Source organism: Fibrobacter sp. UWB15, assembly GCF_900177705.1.
Taxonomy (GTDB): Bacteria; Fibrobacterota; Fibrobacteria; order Fibrobacterales; family Fibrobacteraceae; genus Fibrobacter.
In genome coordinates this window covers 975,069-996,210 of the sequence record NZ_FXBA01000001.1, presented here as the reverse complement: position 1 = coordinate 996,210, position 21,142 = coordinate 975,069, and the positions used below count along the sequence as shown (strand labels likewise).

Here is a 21,142-nt window from a genome sequence, read left to right as displayed (position 1 = left end):
AGCTCCTTCTACCTAAACACTATTTTCCGAACACGACTGCGCTGTAAGAACCGCCCGTCGCATAAGAGATAACCAAAATTTTCTTGAGATTTGCCGATTCAGCCGTCTTTGCCGAGACAGAACCGTCTGCCGCCACAAAGTAGGCGTTGTCGTTTGCCATTTCACCGCTCAAAAGGAGAGCGGCTTCGGCAGCGGCAAGGGCTGCAGACCCCGCACGGCCTTCACCGGTGCGTTCCTTGACTTCGAAGAGCGGCATCGCGGCAAGCTTTTCGCCAAACACGCGCTTAAGGGCTCCCTTTTCAATGTCGTCAATCTTCTTGTAGCCGTTGGCAAAACCGCAGACCGCATCCACGTCGGCTGCCGTAATGTCGGCATCGGCCAGGGCATCGGCAATGGCCTTGTCCAAAGCTTCGTCAGAACCCGAGAGCTTACCGAACTTCACGTTCTTGCGGCCATGGCCAAATCCGAGAGCGTAGCAGTAAACCTTGGCACCGCGGGCCTTGGCGTATTCTTCCTCTTCGAGCAGAATCGACACGGAACCGTCACCTACCACAAAGCCTTCGGCATTTGCGTAAGGAGCGACTACATCGTTTGCGGCCACGCCAAGCTTCTGGGCAAATTCCGTAATAATCGGCAGGTTTTCGTCGGTACCGGTAGCCATCATGGCCTGTTCCTGACCGTCGTGAATTACGTTCATGGAGTAGCCGATGCTATCGAGGCCCGAAAGCGGGCCGGTGGTAATGGTTACCCCGTAACCCTTGATGCCCGAACAAATAGAGAGGTAACCGCCAGCCGCATTGTAAACGGTGTGCGGGAACTTGAAGGCGGAACCGCCGGCATTACCGAGTTCAGCAATCAGTTCTTCAAAATCGTAAGTGGCGCCAAGACCGCCTTCGCTGGTTCCCACGATGATGCCGATATCCATAGCATTTTGGTCGGAAACCACGAAGTTTGCATCTTGCAGCGCACGCATGCCCGAAACAGTCTGGAGCTGACCTAGGTTATCGAGTTTGCGGTAGAACGCCATCTTGATGCCAAGTTCCTTATAGTCATCCAAGGCAATCGTAGAACGCACCGAGGCGGACTCGGGCTTCTTGCCGGCCTTTACGGCTTCAACGTAAGCGGTCTTGCTGTTGCCGAGCGGCGATACAATTCCAAGACCCGTCACGGCAATCTTCTTGCTTGCAGCACTCTGGGCAGACACGTTACCCGCTTCCTTCGAGAAGACAATCGCCGCATTGGTACCGCCAAAGGCAACATTGTTGCTGAGTACGCACTTCAAGTCCTTGTGGCGGGCCTTGTTCTGCACAAAGTCCATGTCGCCGACCTTTTCCTTGAGGGCGGCGGACTGTTCTTCGCTATACGGGAAGGTCGGAAGCACTGTATCGGTGGTCAGGGCCTTGATGCTGAAAACAGCTTCGATCGCACCGGCAGCACCCAGGCAGTGGCCTGTAAGCACCTTGGTGGAGCTCACGGAAACCGTCGGGTTCTCTTCGCCAAAGTAGGCCTTGAAGGCCGTCATTTCGGCGTTATCGTTCTTGCCCGTACCCGTACCGTGGGCATTGATATAGCCGATGTCGGTCTTTGCAATGCCGGAATTCTTGACGGAGCGGTTGATGGCTTCTTTAAGGCAAAGGCCATCTTCACGCGGGGCGGTAATATGGTTCGCATCGCTTGTAACGCCAGAGCCGAGCACTTCGCAGTACTGCTTGGCAGCACGCTTTTGCGCATGCTCGTAAGATTCCACAATCACAATGCCAGCACCTTCGCCAAGCGTAATTCCATTGCAACGATTAAACGGAGAGCATCCGTTTTCATCAAGAGCATGCAATGAAAGGAATCCGGAATAAGGCACTGAGGCAAAAGAATCGGCACCGCCCGCAATGACAATATCTGCCTTGCCGGCGCGAATCAAGTCGCAAGCGACTGCAATCGAAATCGTACCCGCGGCACAAGCATTCGCCACATTCGTGACAATGCCCCCAGCACCACAAGTTTCAGCCACCTGAGACGCAATAGATGCAATCGGCATCTTGGCGATTTCAGAAGCGTTGCGACCATGTTGATGATACTGTTCAATCGACAGAACGCCGCCCACGCAACTTCCGATAACCACGCTCACACGCTGGTCGTCGTTAAAGTTCTTGAGGCCTGCATCGGCCAAGGCTTCGTTTGCAGCCTTGATGCAAAGTTTCGAGACGCGGTCCTTTTCTTCGGGAGCGTCAATTTCATCGAGGGTATCGCACTTGACTTCGGCAGCCAAGTCCGCATAGCAGTTTACTGTATCAACAGAAGTGGTCTTATGAATACCGGAAACCGATTCCAGGGCATTCTTCCAAGTTTCTTCGACATTGTTACCGACGGCACAAATGACGCCTAAACCTGTAACTACACAACGCTTGTCATTAGGGGTCATAATTCTTCCAAAGATAGATGCATCCTATTGCCGAGCTCCAGGATGCTAGAAAAACAAAAAAAGAGCCGAGAACGTATCCCCGGCTAAATTATTTAGGCCTTGTGAGCTTCGATATAAGCAGCGATTGTATCGATGCTCTGGAAGTTTTCCTTGGCAACGCCCGTCATGGAAACACCGAAATTGGAATCCACAAAGGAAATAATTTCAAGGGAATCCACAGAATCGAGGCCAATTTCTTCACCGAAAAGCGGGGTATCGAACTGGAGCACGTCGCCATCGACGCCGAGATCAGACATAAAGAAGGCCTTGAGTTTTTCTTTCATTTCATTCATATTATACCTCGTAACTTTTTTGAGACAAAGATAGAAAAAAATAATAAATGCATTGTCAATTTTACTACAAAAGCGACATATAGACTTAAATTAAGGACGAAATGCACATATCCAGTCAATTTCTTGGCGATTTTGTGCTAAAAAGCTTGACGAACGTAAAAAGAGAGACCTAAATGGTCAAAATCGACCCAAGAAAAGTCCGCTCTTGCGAATAAGTTTTCTTTCAGGTTAAGTCCGAGTAAAGCGCCTACGCCAACGGACCGGTGCCAGTCGTTACGCGCAAGTTCACTAAAGTAACGGCCTGATTTTCCGCCTTCAAAAAACACATGGCTACCTAGGCGCCACCAAATAAATTGACGGACTTCTGCCTGCATGATTACCGCCTGATTGTCTCCAAAATACAGACTTTCTACGCCGCGGAAACGGCTGATTCCGTCAGGACCTGCCAGCATATCAAAAGGAACATCGCCGTCTGCGCGCATCCACAAAAAGCCGACTGCCGTCGTAGTCGATTTAGACAAACTCGAGTAGCCACGCAAGTCGAGGGTTTCTACATTGAAGGTATAGTCGCCCAGGTGATTGTTGTAGAACATTTGTTGCCATTGCACCAGGTAGCCGTGGCGAGTCCAGTTGGTGTTGTCACGGGTATCTAAGCCAAGCAGGTAGCCTAGTCCGTTACGCCAGCCCGAATGTGAATGGGGGAGAGGTTTAGAATCGCTTTCGTGGAATGAAATGTCGGTGTGTTCTATATGCAACTCTAAGCCGTATTTGAATTCTTTGGGAATGCCGATTCTAGATTCTATCCGAGTTCCGCCATGGAACTTTTTGCGGTCAAAGAGTGTGTATTCGTCAATATCGGGGTCATTTCCTCGTCCGAAGTAGCTTGCAATCCAATCTTGGTATTTGAGAATGGACCATACCGTAATTTGATCGTGAAAAAAGTAAAAATAGGGTTCCAATGCCACTTGCAGCTGGTTTCTGGTAGAACCGTAGGTGGTAATCCCGATTTCAGGAACTTTGCCACCTTCAGTTTCGGGCTTAAGAAAAAAGAGTCCCATGAAACCGTACTGAAATTCGGTTTCTTCGGTATACCCGAGTATAGGTACGACCGAATAACGCTGAAAAGAGTCTTCTGCAAAAAGGGGAATGATAAGTAAGAGGGCGACAAGAGCACCGAGTTTCATTTTTAAAATATAAATAATTTCTATACAAATTTTGCTGTTTTGAACAACCCTTGGCCAAGAGTCTCTTTTCTTTGAGAATATTTAGTTTACATAATCCGCATTATCGGCAATAAAGATGTTGAAAATTCAGGGGAGGCTTGTTTTACAATGTCGCGACGTACAGCCGACTTCCACATGGCGCAAAATAGACTTCCACGTAGGAATTGTCGGACCAGTTGGGCTATGGACTGGCCGAATCCAGTCGACTTCGTCACAACTGTCGTACTCGTTCTCGTAGGTTCTCCGATATCGTAAGACGGCGCGTACGGTGCCATAATTGCCGGAATCCGGCAAATTTCGGCATATATCGCACTGGATGACCGTCCATAACATTAATGACGATATTAGTTCGAACTGTTGCTGACTCTGGCCGGATCATCGGTCTGCACCAGGTCTGAATAGGTGGAACTTTGGACAACTCCAATATGGAAGTACACCGTGCTATAGGACATGGAGTAAGTCCGATATCGCAAATTTCGGAGGTTCAAGAATGCCCAAATTGATACAAAAACGCCAATTCATTTTGCGGATTTCGGCAAATAATGCGGATTTCGGCATACATCAATGTTTTTCGGAATCATTTTTCGGGATTTGGAGGCGCCAAATTGCAGAAGAGTAATCCCAAAACCAGATGCACAAAACGTAATCTAAGCAAGTCTACCGACGTCTGTAGGTGCTACAATGACTTGCAATCCGCATACGCGGAGATATTGCAAGCTAGCGATGATGTGGAATCGTTCACATGTAATTTGCCTCTGCGGGGACTTGAAATAGGCGATTACACATCAGACTTCTATATACGGAGGACAAGCGGTTCATTTGCAGTCCGCGAATGTGTAAGTCGTAAGCATCTTATTAAACCAATGACTGTGCGGATTTTGGATGCCTCTAGGGACTACTGGTATAGGCGCGGAGTGACTGACTGGGGAGTTGTAACAAATAAGGAGACTAACCATGTTCAAGGATAAAGTGCTTTTAAAGCATAATGGGTGTATATATCGTGTCCTCTCCTCTTCTGGTGACGGGATGATACTTGTCATCAACTGTACCAATATCGGCGCACCCAGGTTCATGCGCGAAGACGAACTTGCCGGAGCAGTCGTCGTCAGCGAGTCAGAAATGCAATCGGCCAATAACCGACACATTCCGGAGCAATTAAACGCACGACAAGAACAAGCATGCAATCATCGATTCGCTCGCATCGCCCTAGCACTAATGTACTTGACTGACGAACGTAAACGGTTCTCCGTATTAGCAGAGTCAGCGGAATCGTTACACTTGAGTCGACGTCGATTGAAAGACGATCTTAATCTTTATCTGGTCTACCAGACCAAAGCTATTTTTGCGCCTCCCCTACGTGTTCGCCCAAATCTCAGCGAGGACCAGCGAAATATGCGATGGGCTATCAATAGATATTACTACACGCGGTTTGGCCGAAGCATACCAGAGACATACGTAATGATGCTCAAGGAACGATATTGTGATACTACTGGTAGCCTCCTACCCCATCATCCTTCTATTCACCAATTTCGATACTACTTTCGTAAAACCCGCAAATTACAGACGGAGTTTATTACAAGGGATGGTATCAAGGCATATCAGATGAACCGCCGTCCACTTCTTGGCGCTGGGGTGCAACAGCTCTCTGCAACCATCGGAGTCGCGATGATTGACTCGTCTGTATGCGATATATACTTATGCGATGCTGCCAAGCGTGTCGTGGGTCGCCCCTTGCTGACCGTATGCGTGGATGCGTTTAGTTCTATGTGTACCGCCTACAGTCTCACGTGGGAAGGCGGCATGTATTCTGTCCGAAACATGCTCTTGAATGCCGTAACCGATAAGGTTAATTGGTGCCATCAATTTGGAATCCTTATAGACTCTCATGACTGGGATTGTAATACGCTTATGGCTACATATATTACCGATAAGGGTTCCGAATTTGCAAGCGCGAATTTTGAACAGCTCAGTGAATTAGGCGTTACGGTCGTCAATTTGCCAGCTTTCAGGCCAGAGCTTAAAGGCCCCGTGGAGAAGTTGTTTAGCCTTATTCAAGAGGCCTTCAAACCATATCTTAAGGGACATGGTGTTATTGAGACAGATTTTCGACGTCGTGGTGGGCATGATTATCGCCTAGATGCGACACTGACGCTTGAGGAGTTTGAAAAAGTCGTTATTCGCACTATACTTCACTATAATACACAACGTGTACTGGCTAATTTCCCGTATACTCGCGAAATGTTGGCTAAAAGAGTTCCGCCACATGCCGCAAGCGTTTGGAACTATGCCAAGTCGTTAAGCGCTGACGGATTGGTTAAGGTTGACAAGAAACGTCTAATGCTCATCCTGTTGCCGCGAACCAAAGGTAAATTTAGCCGTAAGGGTTTGCTAGTAAATGGGCTCCGCTACCATCACGATGGTTATGTCGAGCATTACCTTCGTGGCGACGATGCGATTGTTGCGTATAATCCAGATAACACGTCATCGGTATACCTAGTGACTGATGACTACTGCGAGTTTTCGCTGATTGAAGATCGGTTTGCAGATATGAGTTTCGACGAGAAGGACCGCTTTGTTAAGGACATCCGATGCTTTGTGGGTGGATTCCGAACCAAAGCGTTACAAGGTAAGATTGACCTAGCTAATCATATTGAGACTATTGTTGCTAATGCTGGGCATGGCGCGGCATCAAACATCAAAAATATACGCGAAACGCGCGAGATTGCGCGTATAGACACACATAAGGATTTCGTCAAGGAGGCGTCCAATGGCTGATTTCGCAAGCTATCTTCCTCCCCTACTAACCGGAGCCTGCTTAATTGATGCGCTGACTCGCCTACCAGATTATAGTGCCGATGTTCGATTAATGTCAGCCAGTGACCGATTAATGCGACTGACTGATGTCTACCGAATCTTCGTACCGACGACGATGTGTGTGGAAGTCTACCACAAATTATATACGATGACGCGTATGAGCTTGGAACAAAAAGGTAATCCCGACAGCGTAAGACGGCTTAATGCAACATACCGTTGGATGAACGGTTTAGAGTATCACGGCGTCGTTTCTGGTGCAACCAGTGCTACAGTTATCGGTTGTTCTGGAATTGGAAAATCTTCATGCTTACAATATTCCGTTGAACTGTTGGGTGGCGTCATTGATATACAAGATTCATTCCACAAGATTGTTCCGGTGTTGTTAGTTAGCTGCCCATTCGATTCGAGTTGCAAGGGGCTTCTTTATCAGATTGTTATTGCGATAGATGACGCGCTTGGCACAAATTACTATGAAACGGTCTGTAAAGGTCGTGTGAACAGTCAGCAATTACTTGGAGTTGTTTGCCAAATATGTCACTTGCATGTAGGTACCTTGGTTGTGGACGAAATCCAGAACATAGTCGAACATCGAGCCGGTCGGCAACTGTATATGATGCTCATCCAGCTCATTAATACAACCGGAATAAGTCTTCTGCTTATAGGGACTCCAGAGTGTATTGGATTTTTTCAGCAAGTCCCACAGATGGCACGAAGAACCGTTGGACTCGAATACGGCCCGATGACCTACGGAGACGAATTTTATCGACTCTGTTCGACCATGTACGCTTACCAGTATGTGGGCAAAGAGTCTGCTCTTAACGAGTCCATTTATAACTGGTTATTTACGCATTCCGGTGGATTGCCTTCGTCACTTGTAGCTTTGGTCCATGACGCTCAGCAAGTAGCTATTCTTCGCGGTACAGAATCATTGGGGCTGGACTCGCTGACTATAGCGTATAACGAACGAATGCGAATGCTTCATAGACATACGCTGCCTAGTATACAGCCAAGATTATCACAAACTACTAGGCTAAAGCATGAACATTTGCCTACACCTAAGGAAGCTTCCTTACATGTAGCCGTCACTAGGACGATGGCCGATGTCGTTGCGGAGTATAAACGCTCTGGTGGTGACTTGATAGGCTGTTTACGTTCGTTGTTTAGCGTAGAGGAAATCTGATGCTTGCGTACATGCCGAAGATTTACCCGGATGAACTGATCTCTAGCTGGCTCTCACGATGGGTAGGTCATTGCAGATGTTCTGTAATTACACGATGTCGTACACTTAGTGCTGAATTTGCCATAAAATTTAGTGAAGACATCAAGACTGCATTACGTAGCCAGTATATTGATATTGGTGCGTTCCTATGGCGACATACAATGATTCCCTATTATATTCGATACATGGATGCGTATGCACGTCGTGTTGCATTAAGCCGCTTGGAACATAGTGGCAAGATAGACATAGCTGACTACATGCTGTTAAATCATGCGACGATTCGCCGTATACGTTATTGTCCGAAATGTGCGACAGAAGATCGATTGATGTTCGGAGAGTGCTATTACCATCGTTGTCATCAGTTGCGGGATGTTTCGATTTGCGTTAAGCATGGCTGTATGCTAGCATCAACTTATATAACTCTCGCTAGCGCAACTCTGAATCCTCCAGACTCAACGATTCCGATTGAGGCTGCTATTGATGCGCCATGTAACAAGCGTCTAGTAGATTACAGTAATTATGTCGTGACCGCTTTTAATGATACAGATATAGATGTAAGTGCCGATTATGTTGAATGTTTACACCGATTATCTGCCAGGTATACGCTCTGGAACAGTCGTTTGGTAGATTACGATAGGATTGTTCGGAATCTACACGAGTTCTATGCTGATTGCGGTATCTGTATACCGAATGCACAATTCGTTCAGTATGTGGTTGATGCGACTCGCATAGACACGCGTATAATACTCTTACTGTTATTTATGAAGCAAGCGCGTTGATCCCCTACCCTACCCCTAAATTTTTTGAAAAATGGACGATCTTTGTATGCCTACTTTTTGGGGCGTCTGACTATGGAGAGTCCTCATTCATCGAAAAACGTGTACCCTAACAAAGAATCCTCTTTTTGCAAATTCACACGCGTGAACAGCGATAAAGATACATGGCTCAATACTCCCTTACGCCGATTTCGGCCCAATCAATTCCGACTTCGGCTCTTCTACGCAGACTGGCTCAACTTCGGCGGGACTGCCTCATATACGGATTAGCTCTGAAACGATACGAGGTTTACATGGCAGATCGAATCATATTTGTCCTAAAACATGATGGCAAGACACTTGCCTACCTATATCAGCACTGGGGGCACGGTGATGGCGAATCCATCGAAGCAGAAGTACGCAAAGCCGCTGAGACTTATCATCTCGATTTGACCAAGCAATCAGACGCAATCACGGCAATCCGCTGTGCTGGAGAATGCGTCTATGGTCATTCCCTGTGGAACGGCGCAATCGACAACACCGACGATATCGAATACATCAAGGCTACCCAAGAGGACAGAGACTACCTCTTGCTTCATCGTGACGATATTGTGGCGGACAATCAAGACTCCAACGGCATTACGTTCTATTACGGAGTCAGCGAGGCATATCCCAGCTACATCGAAAGCTGGTGTGAAGATGCATACTGTATGGAAGTCTAATTAAACGAGTCTAATCGAGTGCCCCAAGGGGCACATTTTTTTGTTGTCTATTACAGACGACTGGCACAACGTCGGCGGGACTGCCCATGAATTGGATTGCGGTCTATGACAAGCAACAATCATCAAGAGGTAATAATGAACTACAGCACAATGAAGAAAGCCGACTTAGTCGCTCGCATCCAGCAGCTCGAAGCCCAATCTAACACAGCAATGCAAGTCACCGACTGCAAGATATTCCCCTTCACCGAGGGGCCGTCTATGGGGCACATCAAGGCGCTTGCAAACATTATCCTCGGCGACCAGTTTATGATTCGCGGTTTGCGGGTCATGGACGGCGACAACGGCTTGTTTGTAGGCTACCCAGTAGACCCATTCTTCAAAGGCGAGGATTATCGCAGCGTCTGCAATCCAATAACGCGAGCGATGCGCGAGCACATCGAAGCCGCAGTATTGACAAAGTATCAGCAAGTAATCGCGGAGGCCACCAATGGCTAAGAAGCGTATCCACATCTACAGACCTAGCAAGAAACGAGTCTCTGGATAGTACGATATTTTCTTCCTTCAATTAATCACCCGACGTGGAGGCGTTGGGTGTTTTTTTTGTTGTTCGACGTCGAAACGACTGGCAGAGCGACGGCGGGCTTGCCCTCGCCTTCTATTGCATTCTATGAAATGAATTGACGGAGGCTACAATGCTTAATAATAAATCGTACCAAGAAATCACCGATACCGTAATATCCATGCTGCAAAATGGCGACGGGCTTGCGCCATGGCATGCCCCATGGCTGGGTAATGGCCTTTTGGTTAGTCATGCCACAGGCCGTCCCTATTCCGTAATCAACCAACTTTTGGTCGGCAAATCGTCAGGGGAATTGGCAACGTACCATCAAATCCATGCATGCAATGGTCGTATACGCCGTGGAGCACACGGATATAAGGTCTACTTCTGGACCATGCTTGAAAGGCAAGAAGTCGACGAAAATGGTGAAATAGTCACTAAACAGATTCCGTTCCTTAAGAAATATATCGTGTTCGATATTGCCGACGTAGACGGCATGATGCCAAAATGGTTGACCAAGACTAAAGAAGCAAAACCTATTGCCGATGCCGAAACATTAATAAACAACTACGCAAAGCGAGAAAAAATTTCCATAGTTCACACGTCTTCAACAGAAGCATACTATTCCGTATCCAAGGATTTTATTAATGTTCCTTGCATTGAACGCTTTACAGAGGCAAGTCAATACTACTCGGTTCTCGCCCATGAAGCAACCCACTCTACGGGCCATTTTCATCGATTGAACAGATTTAAGCCTAATGCAAAAATTGCTCCGTTCGGCAGCGAAGATTATAGCCGTGAAGAATTAATTGCCGAACTCGGTAGCACCTTTTTACTGCACAAATTGGGTATCGACAGCACGTATACCGTCAAAGATAGCGCGGCATATATTCAGTCTTGGATACGTGCGCTTCGCAATGATATTTCACTTTTGCCGATTGCAGCTAGCAAGGCTGAACGCGCTGTACAATATATATGCGGTGAAACCATAAAATAAATGAAAACGAGCGGACTGGGTATCGTATTTTATGAACCAACTATTCATCCCAATCCGCTCGTCGTCTTACCAAATGAGAATGCATAATGCATTGGTTGCTAGGATTCCCTAACGAACTATCAGAAGTTTATATGCTGATGAAAAATTTTTTCGTCACCCAGCCCATATCGGTGTACAACTACTAAGTAGACACGCCTACAAAGCACCCCTATTGGTACACTCATCACATATATATTAATATAGAGCATTGTACCATTCAAGTTTTTTCCGTAAGATTCCCACATGTATACACAAACCCTATTGATGTAGACCCGACATCGTCATCATCAAAAATCGTGCACAAAGTAGGTCGTTAAAGTGTACAAGACCGCACTACTATTTTTAGGTCCAAAATGCGGCTTAAATTAGTGCGCTAAACACTGAAAAAGCAAAGCGCACATTCGGATTGCACCACCCATCTTTCACGCACATTCGCTTCGCATGCGTTGACGAATCCGAACAATGGCAAGTCATTCACGGGACTGCCTTACATAAAAAATCATTAATCATCTAACACGGAGACCACCATGGCAACATTTGGTTACGCAAGGGTCAGTTCGACCGACCAAAACCTAGACCGACAAATTGAAGCTCTAAAACCATATATCACCGATCAACGGTATTTGTACTGCGATAAGGCTTCTGGCCGGGATTTCGATAGACGCGCTTGGAGAGCGTTGGTAGGCACGGAATCGTCCTTACCGGCATTACAGCCCGGAGACCGAGTTGTGGTGCTTTCAATCGATAGAATCGGGCGTAATTATTCTGAAATACAGAGCGAGTGGAAGCACATTACTCAGACATTAAAATGCGATATTAAAGTGCTTGACATGCCTTTACTCGACACCTCAATTGGCGGAGATAATTTGGATAACCGCTTCATTGCGGACCTCGTTTTACAGATACTCAGTTACGTCGCCGAGCGCGAGAGGATCAACATAAGATCTAGGCAGCAACAGGGGATAAGACTCGCGTTGGAGCGCGGCGTTCACTTCGGAAAAAAATCGATTCCGAAACCAGAAGGCTGGGATGACGCAATCACTCAAGTCAAATCTGGTACGCTAACAGCGACGGCGGCAATGCGGCAATTAGGGTTAAAAAGAACAACCTTTTACAAATTACTACGGCAAGACCATCAGAATGCGGCCTAAAAATGTCATCCGTTCGTCATGGGGTAATGGAAATTACCCTAGGCTGACGGATGCTTTATTTTTTTCATTATATCCGACATTGGTGTTGCTATTTCGGCGGGAAGAATAATTTCGTACTCATCTTCGGATGGTATGTAAGAGTTGCATTCGGCGTAATATTACTGTTACAAAAGGGATAAAACAGGCCACCAGTGTTATATTGGTGGCTTTCAAGCACTATCATCTCGATAACCAATGTTAGGGGGCAGGATTTAGGGGATAGGGGGTAGGGATTATTCCGAGTCCTTCACACAACGGACGGAGTAGCCCATGTCTTTACTACTGTCATTCAATGTCGCATTATCGTGACGATAGTAGAATAATGACATTTGATATGCCCAGTTATCATTTCTGACTGTAGAGCTCCAAAAGTGCGCATACTCGGATTCCTCACCATAATATCCATTATAGAAATAAGTGGAGATATCCCTTTTGCCCGCAGGAAGCGCTGAAAAAGAATAGGAATCAACCCCATTCCCGTCGAACGTCCAATCCGTAGTAGACTTGAGCATTCTTCCAGCCTTATTGTCAGAAGTATATTCCGTAATGGAGTCATCCACGGCTACAATCAAGTTTTCCCATTCTGACTTGCTGGGTAAATGCCATCCCTTTGGACAGACTCCACGAACAAAGCCTGCACCAAGATCACATTTATGTCCGTATCCGCATTCTTCCAAGGTCTTTCCGACCGCAGCACTCCACAGGTACAAGCGGCCATATTTATCACAATTTTCGAATTTATCTCTATAACAAAAACTGTTCTCTGTCCTATAATTTAAATTCTCCGCCATCCACACTTCCGAATAATTCGTTCCGACAGGGGCAATCGTGGTTGTCTTGTAGTTTCGACCATCGCGTAAGTCGGTCAATATGTTAGCAGACGCGTCGTAGATACTGCCATCGCTGCTGGAAGTTGCAGTTTCAGCCATATCGGAACTTGATGAAGATTTTGGGTCCCCGCTCGATGAAGAACTTTTTGCACTCTTCGGAGTGACAGAAGAACTTGATTTTTCATTGCCGCTAGATTGAGCATCATTGGATGCCTCGCGACTGTCGCTGGACCCGTCAGTCACTTCGGCTGGTTCAGTGACCTTGGCGCTGCTGCTCAGGGCACTTGTTTCGCCGTTATCATCGCCACCCGCCGATGAAGAGTCGTCGCAAGCGGAAAGGGCGAAACCGAGCACCCCCGCAAGGGCACAGACCGTAAACTTTCTAGAGAACGTGTTTTTCATAGGGAAACCTTTTGAGATTTAGTCCGAGTCCTTGAGACAACGGACGGAGAAGCCGCCGTTCTTGTAGTTGGAGGTGAACAGGCGCGCTTGGTCGCTGACAAAGTCCAAGTCCATGTAGTACGCAGCGTCGCGATGGACATCCGTTGAACTCCAGAAGAGCGCTTTGTCGCCATCGTAGGAGAAGGTGCCAAAGGCTAAGATGATGCCAGCAGGCAACGCAGAAAAACCGAAGGTATCTTCGCTAGTGATGACGGTAAAGGTAAATGGATCGGTAAAAGGATGCCATGCAGTCTGGGACTTGAGCTTGGTGCCAGCCGTAGAACCGCCGCCCACCGCAGTGAAAAGGGTGTTCCATTCCGTAGTATCGGGAAGGTGCCAGCCACTGGGGCAGAGCCCCTGGACCTTACCGGACAGGTCGCACCGCTTGCTGAAGCCGCAGTCCAACGGGTTGTCCGCATCATTAGCCAACTTCACCGAATCGATGGCCGCCGCCCAGGTATAAAGACGACCGTACTTGTCGCAGTTGGAAACCTTGTTCTCGTAGCACCAACTTGTGGAATCGGAGGTGTATTTTTCCCCGTAGAACTTCACACCAGTGTAAGCATAATTCAAGTTCTGGGCCATCCATATCTGATCTCCGATTTTAACCGTCTTATAGACTTGTCCATCACGTTCATCGGTAAACTCTCCATAATCGATGTCCGGATTCAAGTAATCCCAAGCGGTTTTGCTAGACCCCTCGACATCGCTCGGGGTGACACTTGAAGAACTAGAGTTGCTGGACTTGGTCGATGTTTCGCCGCCATCACCCCCCGCCGACGAAGAATCGTCGCAGGCGGTCAGGGCGAAACCGAGCACCCCCGCAAGGGCGCAGACCGTGAACTTTTTCGCGAATGTGTTTTTCATGGGGAAACCTTTTGAGATTTAGTCAGAATCCTTGACGCAACGGACGGAGAAGCCTTCGCCTTTTTGGCAGTAGCTCAGGGACGCGGTGCGCCAGTCATAGCGCAGGGTCATAAAGTTGGGGTAATCGACTTTGTATTGTGAGGCACTCCAAAAATAGGCCAGACTGCCGACACCGTAGAAGCCGCCTCCGACGCCCCTGTCACCTGCTGGCAGCGCGGCAAAGCCGACGGCATCAACATTGGTGATGCCGTCTTTAGCTTTCCAAAGCGTTGTAGCCTTGAGCTTAACACCCGTAGTTGACGAGTTGGACCCGCCCACTGCGATGATTAGGACTCCCCATTCATCGTTGGTCGGAATGTGCCAACCGTCGGGGCAAATGCCCTGCACATTGCCCCTGAGCAAGCTGCAATAACTTCCATAGACGCATTCGTCCTCGGACATGCCCACGGCTGTGGACCAAATGTAGAGACGCCCATATGTGGCGCAATTTTCCGTCTTGGGGTCACTTTTGGTCTCTCCGTAGCAGTAACTGCCGCTTGCCGCCTCATAGTTCAAGTTCTCCGCCATCCACCACTGGTCACCAATCTTAACAGTCTTATAAATCTGACCATCTCGTTCGTCATTCAATGTTCCATATTCGCAGCTGTCCTCGGTTTCAGTCTTGCAAGGCGTTGCCAATGCCACAGAACTAGATGATAAAGCCGATACTTTTACGGAACTTGAACTCTTGGAGTCGGAAGAGTCCTTGTTTTCCTTCGTGGAACTGCTGGACTTGACTTCATTGTCTGAAGACACTACAGACGAACTAGACGCTTCGGTTTCATTGGAACTCGCCGACGACGAATCGTCACAGCCCACAAATGCCCCAAGGCAAAGCGCCGCGAGCACGCACCCTACCGCCGCCCCGCCTCTCCAGGATGACACTTTCACAAAGTTCATGGCGAATAAATTTTTCATAGCGAAACCTTTGGGTTATTACTCGGAGTCCTTGATGCAACGAACTGATCGGGCGATATTTTTGAAATCATAAACAGATGTCACTTTATTGCCTGCATGAAAACCAAAACAAGCCGCATAATTGTAGTAATCGTTCCATTCTCCTTCAGAAGATGACCAAAAAACAGTGCTACTTCCAGCATCAGTAAATTCCGCTTTTCTGTTTCTATCTCCTGCAGGTAAAGCGGAAAAACCTTTTTCGTCAGTTCCATCACCATAACCATAGGAATCAGTATTCCAACCAGAACTAGATTTTAATGTTCGTGCCGCCAAATTTTCGCCACCTGCTTCTGTAATGAGAGTACGCCATTCTGTACTGCTTGGTAGATGCCAACCACTTGGACAGATTCCTTGAATAGCTTTTTTATCAAGATTTTCCTGAGTAAGTCTGTCGCATATATGCCCGATACCGCAAATTTGTGGATTACTCTCATCATTTGCTAATGTAGAAGAATCTATAGCTGCAGCCCATGTGTAAAGGCGGCCCGTCACAGCGCAATAATCGGGATTATCATCATAGCAGAAGCTTTTTCCCGATTCATCATCAAAGTTTAGATTCTCCGCCATCCAGACTTGATTTCCTATTTCAATAGTTTTATAGGTTTGATTATCTCGGGAATCTGTCATTGTTCCATAAGTAAGCTTTGGATTCAACCGATCCTTTTTGGGAACATTCCAGCTCCAGCCATCAGCACTATCCATGACACAACGGACAGACATATAAGCACCGCGATCAAGAAGAGAGCTTCCCATACTAGAATCCGAGCTCATAACATGTATATGCCTACCTGTTGAAGTCCAAAAATAAGCACCTGTTCCTACACTTTGATATTTTTTATGATAATTCATGCCACCAGGCAAAATGGAAAAACCAAAAGAATTCTCATTGGTAAGTGGATGGCTATCATTACTGGTATCCCAACCACCGATTGTTTTGAGCTTAATTCCAGACACACTGTAATCAACATAATTCAGCATACTTTCCCATTCATTGTAGCGAGGTAAATGCCAGCTTTCGGGGCAAACTCCTTGAATTGGAAAAGACGCAGCACATTCAACGCCTTCACTACATTGACTAGCTATTCCAGATGCAACTCCAGCACTATCCATAGCAGCAGACCATAAATACAGGCGTCCGAAATATGTACAATTTACAGGATTATTTTCATAGCAAAGGCTCAAAGAATCCAAAGTTTCTGTCGGCTCTTTATATGCGTAATTCAAATTTTCAGCCATCCAAACATGTCCACCAATTACAACGGTCTTGTAGATTTTACCATCTCGTTTATCGGTAAATTCACCATAATCAATATCAGGATTCAAGTAATCCCAAACCGATTTTGAAGAATCTAAATTCTGAAGAAATTTATTGACTCCGCTACTCGACGAACCATCCCTATCAGCAGTCTTGGAGTCGCTGGAGCCGTCGGGATTCTTGCCGCTCGATGACTCTGTCGAACTCGGCTTTGTCTGGTCGTAGGACTTAAACCACTTCTCGCCGTCGCATTCGTAGTTCTCTTCGAGTTCGGTCACATAGACCTTCTCGCCGATGACATCCATGCTGCACTCGTAGGTTTCGAGTTCCGCCTTGTCAGCCACTTCGGCAGGGAGTCCCTTTGCGCTCGGCGAAGACGACCCGTCGTCCCCGCAGCCGATAAACGCAGAACCAAGCACCCCCGCAAGGGCACAGACCGTAAACTTTCTAGAGAACGTGTTTTTCATAGGGAAACCTTTTGAGATTTAGTCCGAGTCCTTCACGCAGCGGACCGCGTAGCCGTAGTCCTCATTGCTGCGATCCACGTATGCGTACGCGTTGGTGCTGCGCAGGATCATCTGGTACGCGACGAGGCCCGTGATGTACTCGAAAGAAGACCAGATGTTCGCATAGCCGCCGGCGGTGTAGTAGTCCCCCCCGTCGCGGCTCCTGTAGCCGGACGGGAGCGCCGAGAAGCCGAACGCATCCGTGCCGTTGCCATCGTTCCCGTAGCCATCGTTCTCCCACCCGGAGGTCGATTTCAACTTTGCTCCCGCGGAATACTTTCCGCCGGCAGCTACGATGAGATCGTGCCAATCGGTCGTATCGGGCAAATGCCAGCCGCTCGGGCAGATGCCCTGGACGGGATGCGTCGCCGTGCAGGACTTGCCGAAACCACAATAGGTCGTAGCGGAGTCCATCGCGGCGGCCCAGGTGTAGAGCCGCCCGTATTTGGCGCAATTGGAAGGGTCGTCGTCATAGCACCATGACCAATCGTATGCCGACGAACCTGAACCACCCTGTCCAGGGTCATAGTTCAGGTTTTCGGCCATCCACACCTTGTCGCCGATTTTCACCGTCTTGTATGTCTGGCCATCGCGTTCATCCACCAACTCGCCATACTCGCAGTTGTCTTCGGTTTCAGTCTTGCACGGCGTCGCCAAGCCATTCACCTTGCCCGCAGAACTGCTGCTGGACGAGTCACCCGACTTCACAGAACTTGAACTCTTGGAGTCAGAAGAAGTCTTGGTTTCTTTCGCCGAACTGCTGGACTTGGCGTCGCTGTCCGGCAGCCCCTTCTCCACCGACGAACTGGAGCCTTCGGCAGGCTCGCTATCCTTATCAGTGGCCTTGTCGCTGCTGGAGATTGCTTCGTCCTTATCGTTGGAACGAGAATCACTGGATTCTTCGCGGCTATCGCCGCTCAGAATGACGTTATTGTCATCGTCACCCGCCGACGAAGAATCGTCACAGGCGGTCAGGGCGAAACCGAGCACCCCCGCAAGGGCGCAGACCGTGAACTTTTTCGCGAATGTGTTTTTCATAGGGAAACCTTTGGGTTATTACTCGGAGTCCTTTACGCAACGAACCGAGTAGGCAAAAAATTTATAACTCCCAGACCGATGCGCATACTCGTCCTTGGCAATCAAGCTCATGGAACCAGCTTTTTCAACAAGAAGAGTCGCATCCCCACTCCAGAAGTATGCGTGGTCTCTAAAATGGTCAAAGTAGCCAGACTGATGTCTAAAGCCTACAGGCAACGCTGAAAAACCATAAGCATCGTCGCCGTTAGCATCACAGCACCAGCCCGTTTGGGATTTCAGTATATTACCTGCCGTAGATTTACCCCCGACAGTTGTAAACAGCGTATCCCATTCGGCCGCAGTCGGCAAATGCCAGCCTTCGGGACAGATTCCCTGAACTCTTGCAGGAAGAGAGCAGTTTTTGCCATAACCGCAATCCAACGGGTTCTCGGCATCATTTGCAAGTTTCACCGAGTCAATTGCTGCAGCCCAGGTGTAAAGGCGACCTGTCCCAGCACAATTACCCAGCACATTAAGATAACACCAACTTGAGGAATCAGAACTATAGTCTTTATCAGAGTTATCGTCTCTATAATTGAATTTCACACCTGTGTAAGCATAGTTCAAATTCTCCGCCATCCACACCTGCGAACCGATTTTTACCGTTCTATAAACTTGACCATCGCGGCTGTCGGTCATAGAGCCGTAGTCAATATCAGGATTAAACCGGCATTCCTTCGGCACATACCAATTCCATTTGTCATGTTTTTTTTCCAACTCTAAAAATGTCGAACAATCCACCTTACCCGCAGAACTGCTACTTGCCTCGGACAATTTCTCCGAGCTACTAGACTCCGTTTTCTTTTCGGACGAACTAGACCGGCTAGACCCATTCGACCCTGCATTGCTGTCGCTAGAGATTGCTTCGTCACATTCTTCAGAAGCACCTGCGCAACGAGAAGAAGAAGACAAGGTCTCCGAACCCGCCGAAGAGACCGAGCTCGAAGATGAACGCCCCTGCTTTTCAGCACTACTCAACGCCGCAGGTTCACTGTTTTCTGCCGATGCCGACGACGAATCATCACACGCTGCCAAAAACGCAACCAACACAAGAGAGATTGCCACGCACTTCGTACTCGCAATGACACGTTGGATGGATCCTATCGCCGCCTTGCGGCTCCAGGATGACAGCTCAAAAAACTTCTTCATAAACGCCTCAAATAATGCTTACCTAATGGAAATATAATTTTTTCACCCCAAAACAGCCCCCCAGAAAAATTATACCATTTGGTATAATACCAAATGGTATAAGGCTCTGTCAAGTTATGCCGTATGGCTACGGACTTGCTGCGATAACCCAAATGGCCAAAACAGACTAAAAATGGCGATTTTGAAGCAAATTAGCCATTATCCTCCAGCCAGTCGTAGTAACCAAGCCGTCGGTCGATTGCGCCCTTACGTCACAAGGCTTCGTAGTCGAGGTGTTTATAGTAATGATACTCGCGCATTAGACGCTTATGCATGTGCTGCTCGTATAGCTCGTAGAGATGAGCCATCGTTTCGATGTCTTTTCGACGATAAGCACGCTTCGCCTCTTGACAGAAGGTCTTCCACCAACATTTATCAGTATGATTTATGGTCATATTTTAGTCTATCCAAGGGAATATACCTGAATCATAAAAATAGCCTTAGCGAAAGCCCCAAACACGCTAAAAGACGCTCAATGCGTTTACCACCGTCAACGGCTTTACAGTACGTGTAATAAAGCACTGGGGCTATTAAATGACGCCGCGCTTCTGCTGTTGCTTGCGCACGGCCTCAATGAAGTTACGGTTCTCTGATAACTCAGCCAGCCATTGAAGGTTGGCCAGCCGCACTTCGATAGGTTTCGCCATGTACGCGTCCAGCGTGATATCGTGAAGCATAAACGAAAAGGCGTCCAGCAACAATACTGGACTCCTTACGATGTAGCCTATACGGCTTAGCATCAATTCCAAATGCGGTTCAGCATACCTTGGAAATCGGCACGCATATCATCCCATACATCCAATTCACTAGCCGTATACCGTTCAACATCTATACTTTTCAGCCAGCACAGTATACTGAATAACGTATTGTTGCGGTTGCCAATTTGAGCTTCGTCGATAACGGCCTGAGCCTTGCGCATGGCTCCAGCAATCCGGCGGTCCTCATCGGAACACTCTTCCTCACGAGCCCGCCTCCTAGCCTCTTCCTCCTTTCGGAGTTTTTCAAGGTGGGCGGCATAGCGCTTGTTTTCGAGTTCTTGCCACTCAACGCTGAACAAGTCCAACAGCTCACCCTTATGCTGGTAGAACCGATACGGAGCATCAGAACTACGCTTGCACGGCAGCTTCTGCCAATGACCCCTATGGAAACATGAGACGTCACAGTACTTAAAGTGCAATTCAAGCGCTTCCTTCACAAAGAGATTGAGGTTACGCACATACAGAGGCTCCGCCAAGGGGGCCACGACACGGTAGCGATCACCCGGAGTCAACCCATAGCTATAACTGGTATAGATTGTATAGCGGAAATCGTAGCTGTCACAGAACTCGTCAATGGACATTCCCTTGCCGGTTTTCTTGTCAGGCTCGTAGTCCAGCTGCAACGCGTAAAGGCAATCCATGTTATCCGCGATGTTTCTTGGCAGACAAGATTCTGGGTCCAGTTCTGGATTGTCAATCTGCGTACCGTATATTGCCAAGTCACATAGGGACTTGTCTTCGATTACGGGTGGATTCTGGAGACGACGAAGCCAGTCGTCATTGGTCATGTGGACAGTGGACATGAAGGGGACGCAATCCTGAGGCTTGTATAACAGTTTCATAAATTCTCCTTTTTGAATGTTTATCTGTTATAGATTTATAAGAATGACCACAGTGACCACACCGTCCACAACAGCCATTTTCGTCCAAAACGCTTCAAAAAAGGCATTTCTTGTGG

The 21,142-nt window shown here is 47.8% G+C and carries 18 protein-coding genes; 7 read left to right on the top strand and 11 right to left on the bottom strand.

Annotated elements, in window-relative coordinates:
- Positions 1-19: 19 nt before the first annotated feature.
- The 3 genes from B9Y58_RS04130 to B9Y58_RS04120 all read right to left on the bottom strand — a co-directional run bounded on the left by B9Y58_RS04130 (position 20) and on the right by B9Y58_RS04120 (position 3,932).
- On the bottom strand, positions 20-2,416 hold the full coding sequence (locus tag B9Y58_RS04130; protein ID WP_073054456.1) for a beta-ketoacyl synthase N-terminal-like domain-containing protein: 2,397 nt from the start codon (positions 2,414-2,416) through the stop codon (positions 20-22).
- Between the two features lie 92 nt (positions 2,417-2,508).
- Complete coding sequence (locus B9Y58_RS04125) at positions 2,509-2,748, bottom strand: acyl carrier protein (RefSeq protein WP_072801095.1); 240 nt, start codon at positions 2,746-2,748, stop codon at positions 2,509-2,511.
- Positions 2,749-2,885: 137 nt separating this feature from the next.
- Complete coding sequence (locus B9Y58_RS04120; RefSeq protein ID WP_073054454.1) at positions 2,886-3,932, bottom strand: BamA/TamA family outer membrane protein; 1,047 nt, start codon at positions 3,930-3,932, stop codon at positions 2,886-2,888.
- A gap of 993 nt (positions 3,933-4,925) precedes the next feature.
- On the opposite strand from B9Y58_RS04120, the gene B9Y58_RS04110 reads away from it, so the two are divergent.
- The 7 genes from B9Y58_RS04110 (at position 4,926) to B9Y58_RS04080 (ending at position 12,227) form a co-directional block, all read left to right on the top strand.
- Complete coding sequence (locus B9Y58_RS04110) at positions 4,926-6,746, top strand: DDE-type integrase/transposase/recombinase (protein ID WP_073054452.1); 1,821 nt, start codon at positions 4,926-4,928, stop codon at positions 6,744-6,746.
- Positions 6,739-7,965: an ATP-binding protein gene (locus B9Y58_RS04105; protein WP_073054450.1), complete on the top strand. Its 1,227-nt coding sequence runs from the start codon at positions 6,739-6,741 to the stop codon at positions 7,963-7,965. Before B9Y58_RS04110 ends, B9Y58_RS04105 begins: the two co-directional genes overlap by 8 nt.
- Positions 7,965-8,783, top strand: a complete 819-nt coding sequence (locus B9Y58_RS15120; protein ID WP_073054448.1) for a TniQ family protein — start codon at positions 7,965-7,967, stop codon at positions 8,781-8,783. Before B9Y58_RS04105 ends, B9Y58_RS15120 begins: the two co-directional genes overlap by 1 nt.
- Positions 8,784-9,073: 290 nt before the next feature.
- Complete coding sequence (locus tag B9Y58_RS04095) at positions 9,074-9,481, top strand: hypothetical protein (RefSeq protein ID WP_143154645.1); 408 nt, start codon at positions 9,074-9,076, stop codon at positions 9,479-9,481.
- 135 nt (positions 9,482-9,616) lie between these two features.
- Positions 9,617-9,976, top strand: a complete 360-nt coding sequence (locus B9Y58_RS04090) for a SpoVG family protein (RefSeq protein WP_233247830.1) — start codon at positions 9,617-9,619, stop codon at positions 9,974-9,976.
- 197 nt (positions 9,977-10,173) lie between these two features.
- Entirely contained in the window at positions 10,174-11,037 is an 864-nt protein-coding gene (locus B9Y58_RS04085) for an ArdC family protein (RefSeq protein ID WP_073054444.1), read from the top strand.
- A 566-nt stretch (positions 11,038-11,603) separates the two neighbouring features.
- Positions 11,604-12,227, top strand: coding sequence for a recombinase family protein (locus tag B9Y58_RS04080; protein ID WP_073054443.1), 624 nt, complete (start codon positions 11,604-11,606; stop codon positions 12,225-12,227).
- A 272-nt stretch (positions 12,228-12,499) separates the two neighbouring features.
- Here the strand turns inward: B9Y58_RS04080 and B9Y58_RS04075 are convergent, their stop codons facing one another.
- The 8 genes from B9Y58_RS04075 to B9Y58_RS04030 all read right to left on the bottom strand — a co-directional run bounded on the left by B9Y58_RS04075 (position 12,500) and on the right by B9Y58_RS04030 (position 21,026).
- Complete coding sequence (locus tag B9Y58_RS04075; protein WP_083532199.1) at positions 12,500-13,498, bottom strand: fibrobacter succinogenes major paralogous domain-containing protein; 999 nt, start codon at positions 13,496-13,498, stop codon at positions 12,500-12,502.
- An 18-nt stretch (positions 13,499-13,516) separates the two neighbouring features.
- Positions 13,517-14,404, bottom strand: coding sequence for a fibrobacter succinogenes major paralogous domain-containing protein (locus tag B9Y58_RS04070; RefSeq protein ID WP_073054441.1), 888 nt, complete (start codon positions 14,402-14,404; stop codon positions 13,517-13,519).
- A gap of 18 nt (positions 14,405-14,422) precedes the next feature.
- Complete coding sequence (locus B9Y58_RS04065; protein WP_083532198.1) at positions 14,423-15,361, bottom strand: fibrobacter succinogenes major paralogous domain-containing protein; 939 nt, start codon at positions 15,359-15,361, stop codon at positions 14,423-14,425.
- Positions 15,362-15,379: 18 nt separating this feature from the next.
- The gene (locus B9Y58_RS04060; protein ID WP_073054437.1) at positions 15,380-17,122 is read right to left on the bottom strand and encodes an FISUMP domain-containing protein; all 1,743 of its coding nucleotides are present in this window, start codon (positions 17,120-17,122) and stop codon (positions 15,380-15,382) included.
- Positions 17,123-17,140: 18 nt separating this feature from the next.
- Complete coding sequence (locus B9Y58_RS04055) at positions 17,141-18,199, bottom strand: fibrobacter succinogenes major paralogous domain-containing protein (protein WP_073054435.1); 1,059 nt, start codon at positions 18,197-18,199, stop codon at positions 17,141-17,143.
- 18 nt (positions 18,200-18,217) lie between these two features.
- Positions 18,218-19,387: a fibrobacter succinogenes major paralogous domain-containing protein gene (locus tag B9Y58_RS14845; protein WP_233247829.1), complete on the bottom strand. Its 1,170-nt coding sequence runs from the start codon at positions 19,385-19,387 to the stop codon at positions 18,218-18,220.
- Between the two features lie 569 nt (positions 19,388-19,956).
- Positions 19,957-20,127, bottom strand: a complete 171-nt coding sequence (locus B9Y58_RS14550) for a hypothetical protein (RefSeq protein ID WP_158278314.1) — start codon at positions 20,125-20,127, stop codon at positions 19,957-19,959.
- Positions 20,128-20,165: 38 nt separating this feature from the next.
- Positions 20,166-21,026 (bottom strand): hypothetical protein, encoded by an 861-nt coding sequence (locus B9Y58_RS04030; RefSeq protein ID WP_073054425.1) that lies wholly within the window; start codon positions 21,024-21,026, stop codon positions 20,166-20,168.
- Positions 21,027-21,142 lie beyond the last annotated feature (116 nt).

Excerpts from the sequence above, each read along its gene's own strand:
- B9Y58_RS04085 (WP_073054444.1), top strand. The coding sequence starts at position 10,174 with ATGCTTAATAATAAATCGTACCAAGAAATCACCGATACCGTAATATCC.
- B9Y58_RS04075 (WP_083532199.1), bottom strand. The coding sequence starts at position 13,498 with ATGAAAAACACGTTCTCTAGAAAGTTTACGGTCTGTGCCCTTGCGGGG.
- B9Y58_RS04125 (WP_072801095.1), bottom strand. The coding sequence starts at position 2,748 with ATGAATGAAATGAAAGAAAAACTCAAGGCCTTCTTTATGTCTGATCTC.
- B9Y58_RS04120 (WP_073054454.1), bottom strand. The coding sequence starts at position 3,932 with ATGAAACTCGGTGCTCTTGTCGCCCTCTTACTTATCATTCCCCTTTTT.
- B9Y58_RS04130 (WP_073054456.1), bottom strand. The coding sequence starts at position 2,416 with ATGACCCCTAATGACAAGCGTTGTGTAGTTACAGGTTTAGGCGTCATT.
- B9Y58_RS04110 (WP_073054452.1), top strand. The coding sequence starts at position 4,926 with ATGTTCAAGGATAAAGTGCTTTTAAAGCATAATGGGTGTATATATCGT.
- B9Y58_RS04105 (WP_073054450.1), top strand. The coding sequence starts at position 6,739 with ATGGCTGATTTCGCAAGCTATCTTCCTCCCCTACTAACCGGAGCCTGC.
- B9Y58_RS14845 (WP_233247829.1), bottom strand. The coding sequence starts at position 19,387 with ATGAAGAAGTTTTTTGAGCTGTCATCCTGGAGCCGCAAGGCGGCGATA.
- B9Y58_RS04080 (WP_073054443.1), top strand. The coding sequence starts at position 11,604 with ATGGCAACATTTGGTTACGCAAGGGTCAGTTCGACCGACCAAAACCTA.
- B9Y58_RS15120 (WP_073054448.1), top strand. The coding sequence starts at position 7,965 with ATGCTTGCGTACATGCCGAAGATTTACCCGGATGAACTGATCTCTAGC.
- B9Y58_RS04030 (WP_073054425.1), bottom strand. The coding sequence starts at position 21,026 with ATGAAACTGTTATACAAGCCTCAGGATTGCGTCCCCTTCATGTCCACT.
- B9Y58_RS04065 (WP_083532198.1), bottom strand. The coding sequence starts at position 15,361 with ATGAAAAATTTATTCGCCATGAACTTTGTGAAAGTGTCATCCTGGAGA.
- B9Y58_RS04060 (WP_073054437.1), bottom strand. The coding sequence starts at position 17,122 with ATGAAAAACACGTTCTCTAGAAAGTTTACGGTCTGTGCCCTTGCGGGG.
- B9Y58_RS04070 (WP_073054441.1), bottom strand. The coding sequence starts at position 14,404 with ATGAAAAACACATTCGCGAAAAAGTTCACGGTCTGCGCCCTTGCGGGG.
- B9Y58_RS04095 (WP_143154645.1), top strand. The coding sequence starts at position 9,074 with ATGGCAGATCGAATCATATTTGTCCTAAAACATGATGGCAAGACACTT.
- B9Y58_RS04055 (WP_073054435.1), bottom strand. The coding sequence starts at position 18,199 with ATGAAAAACACATTCGCGAAAAAGTTCACGGTCTGCGCCCTTGCGGGG.
- B9Y58_RS04090 (WP_233247830.1), top strand. The coding sequence starts at position 9,617 with ATGAACTACAGCACAATGAAGAAAGCCGACTTAGTCGCTCGCATCCAG.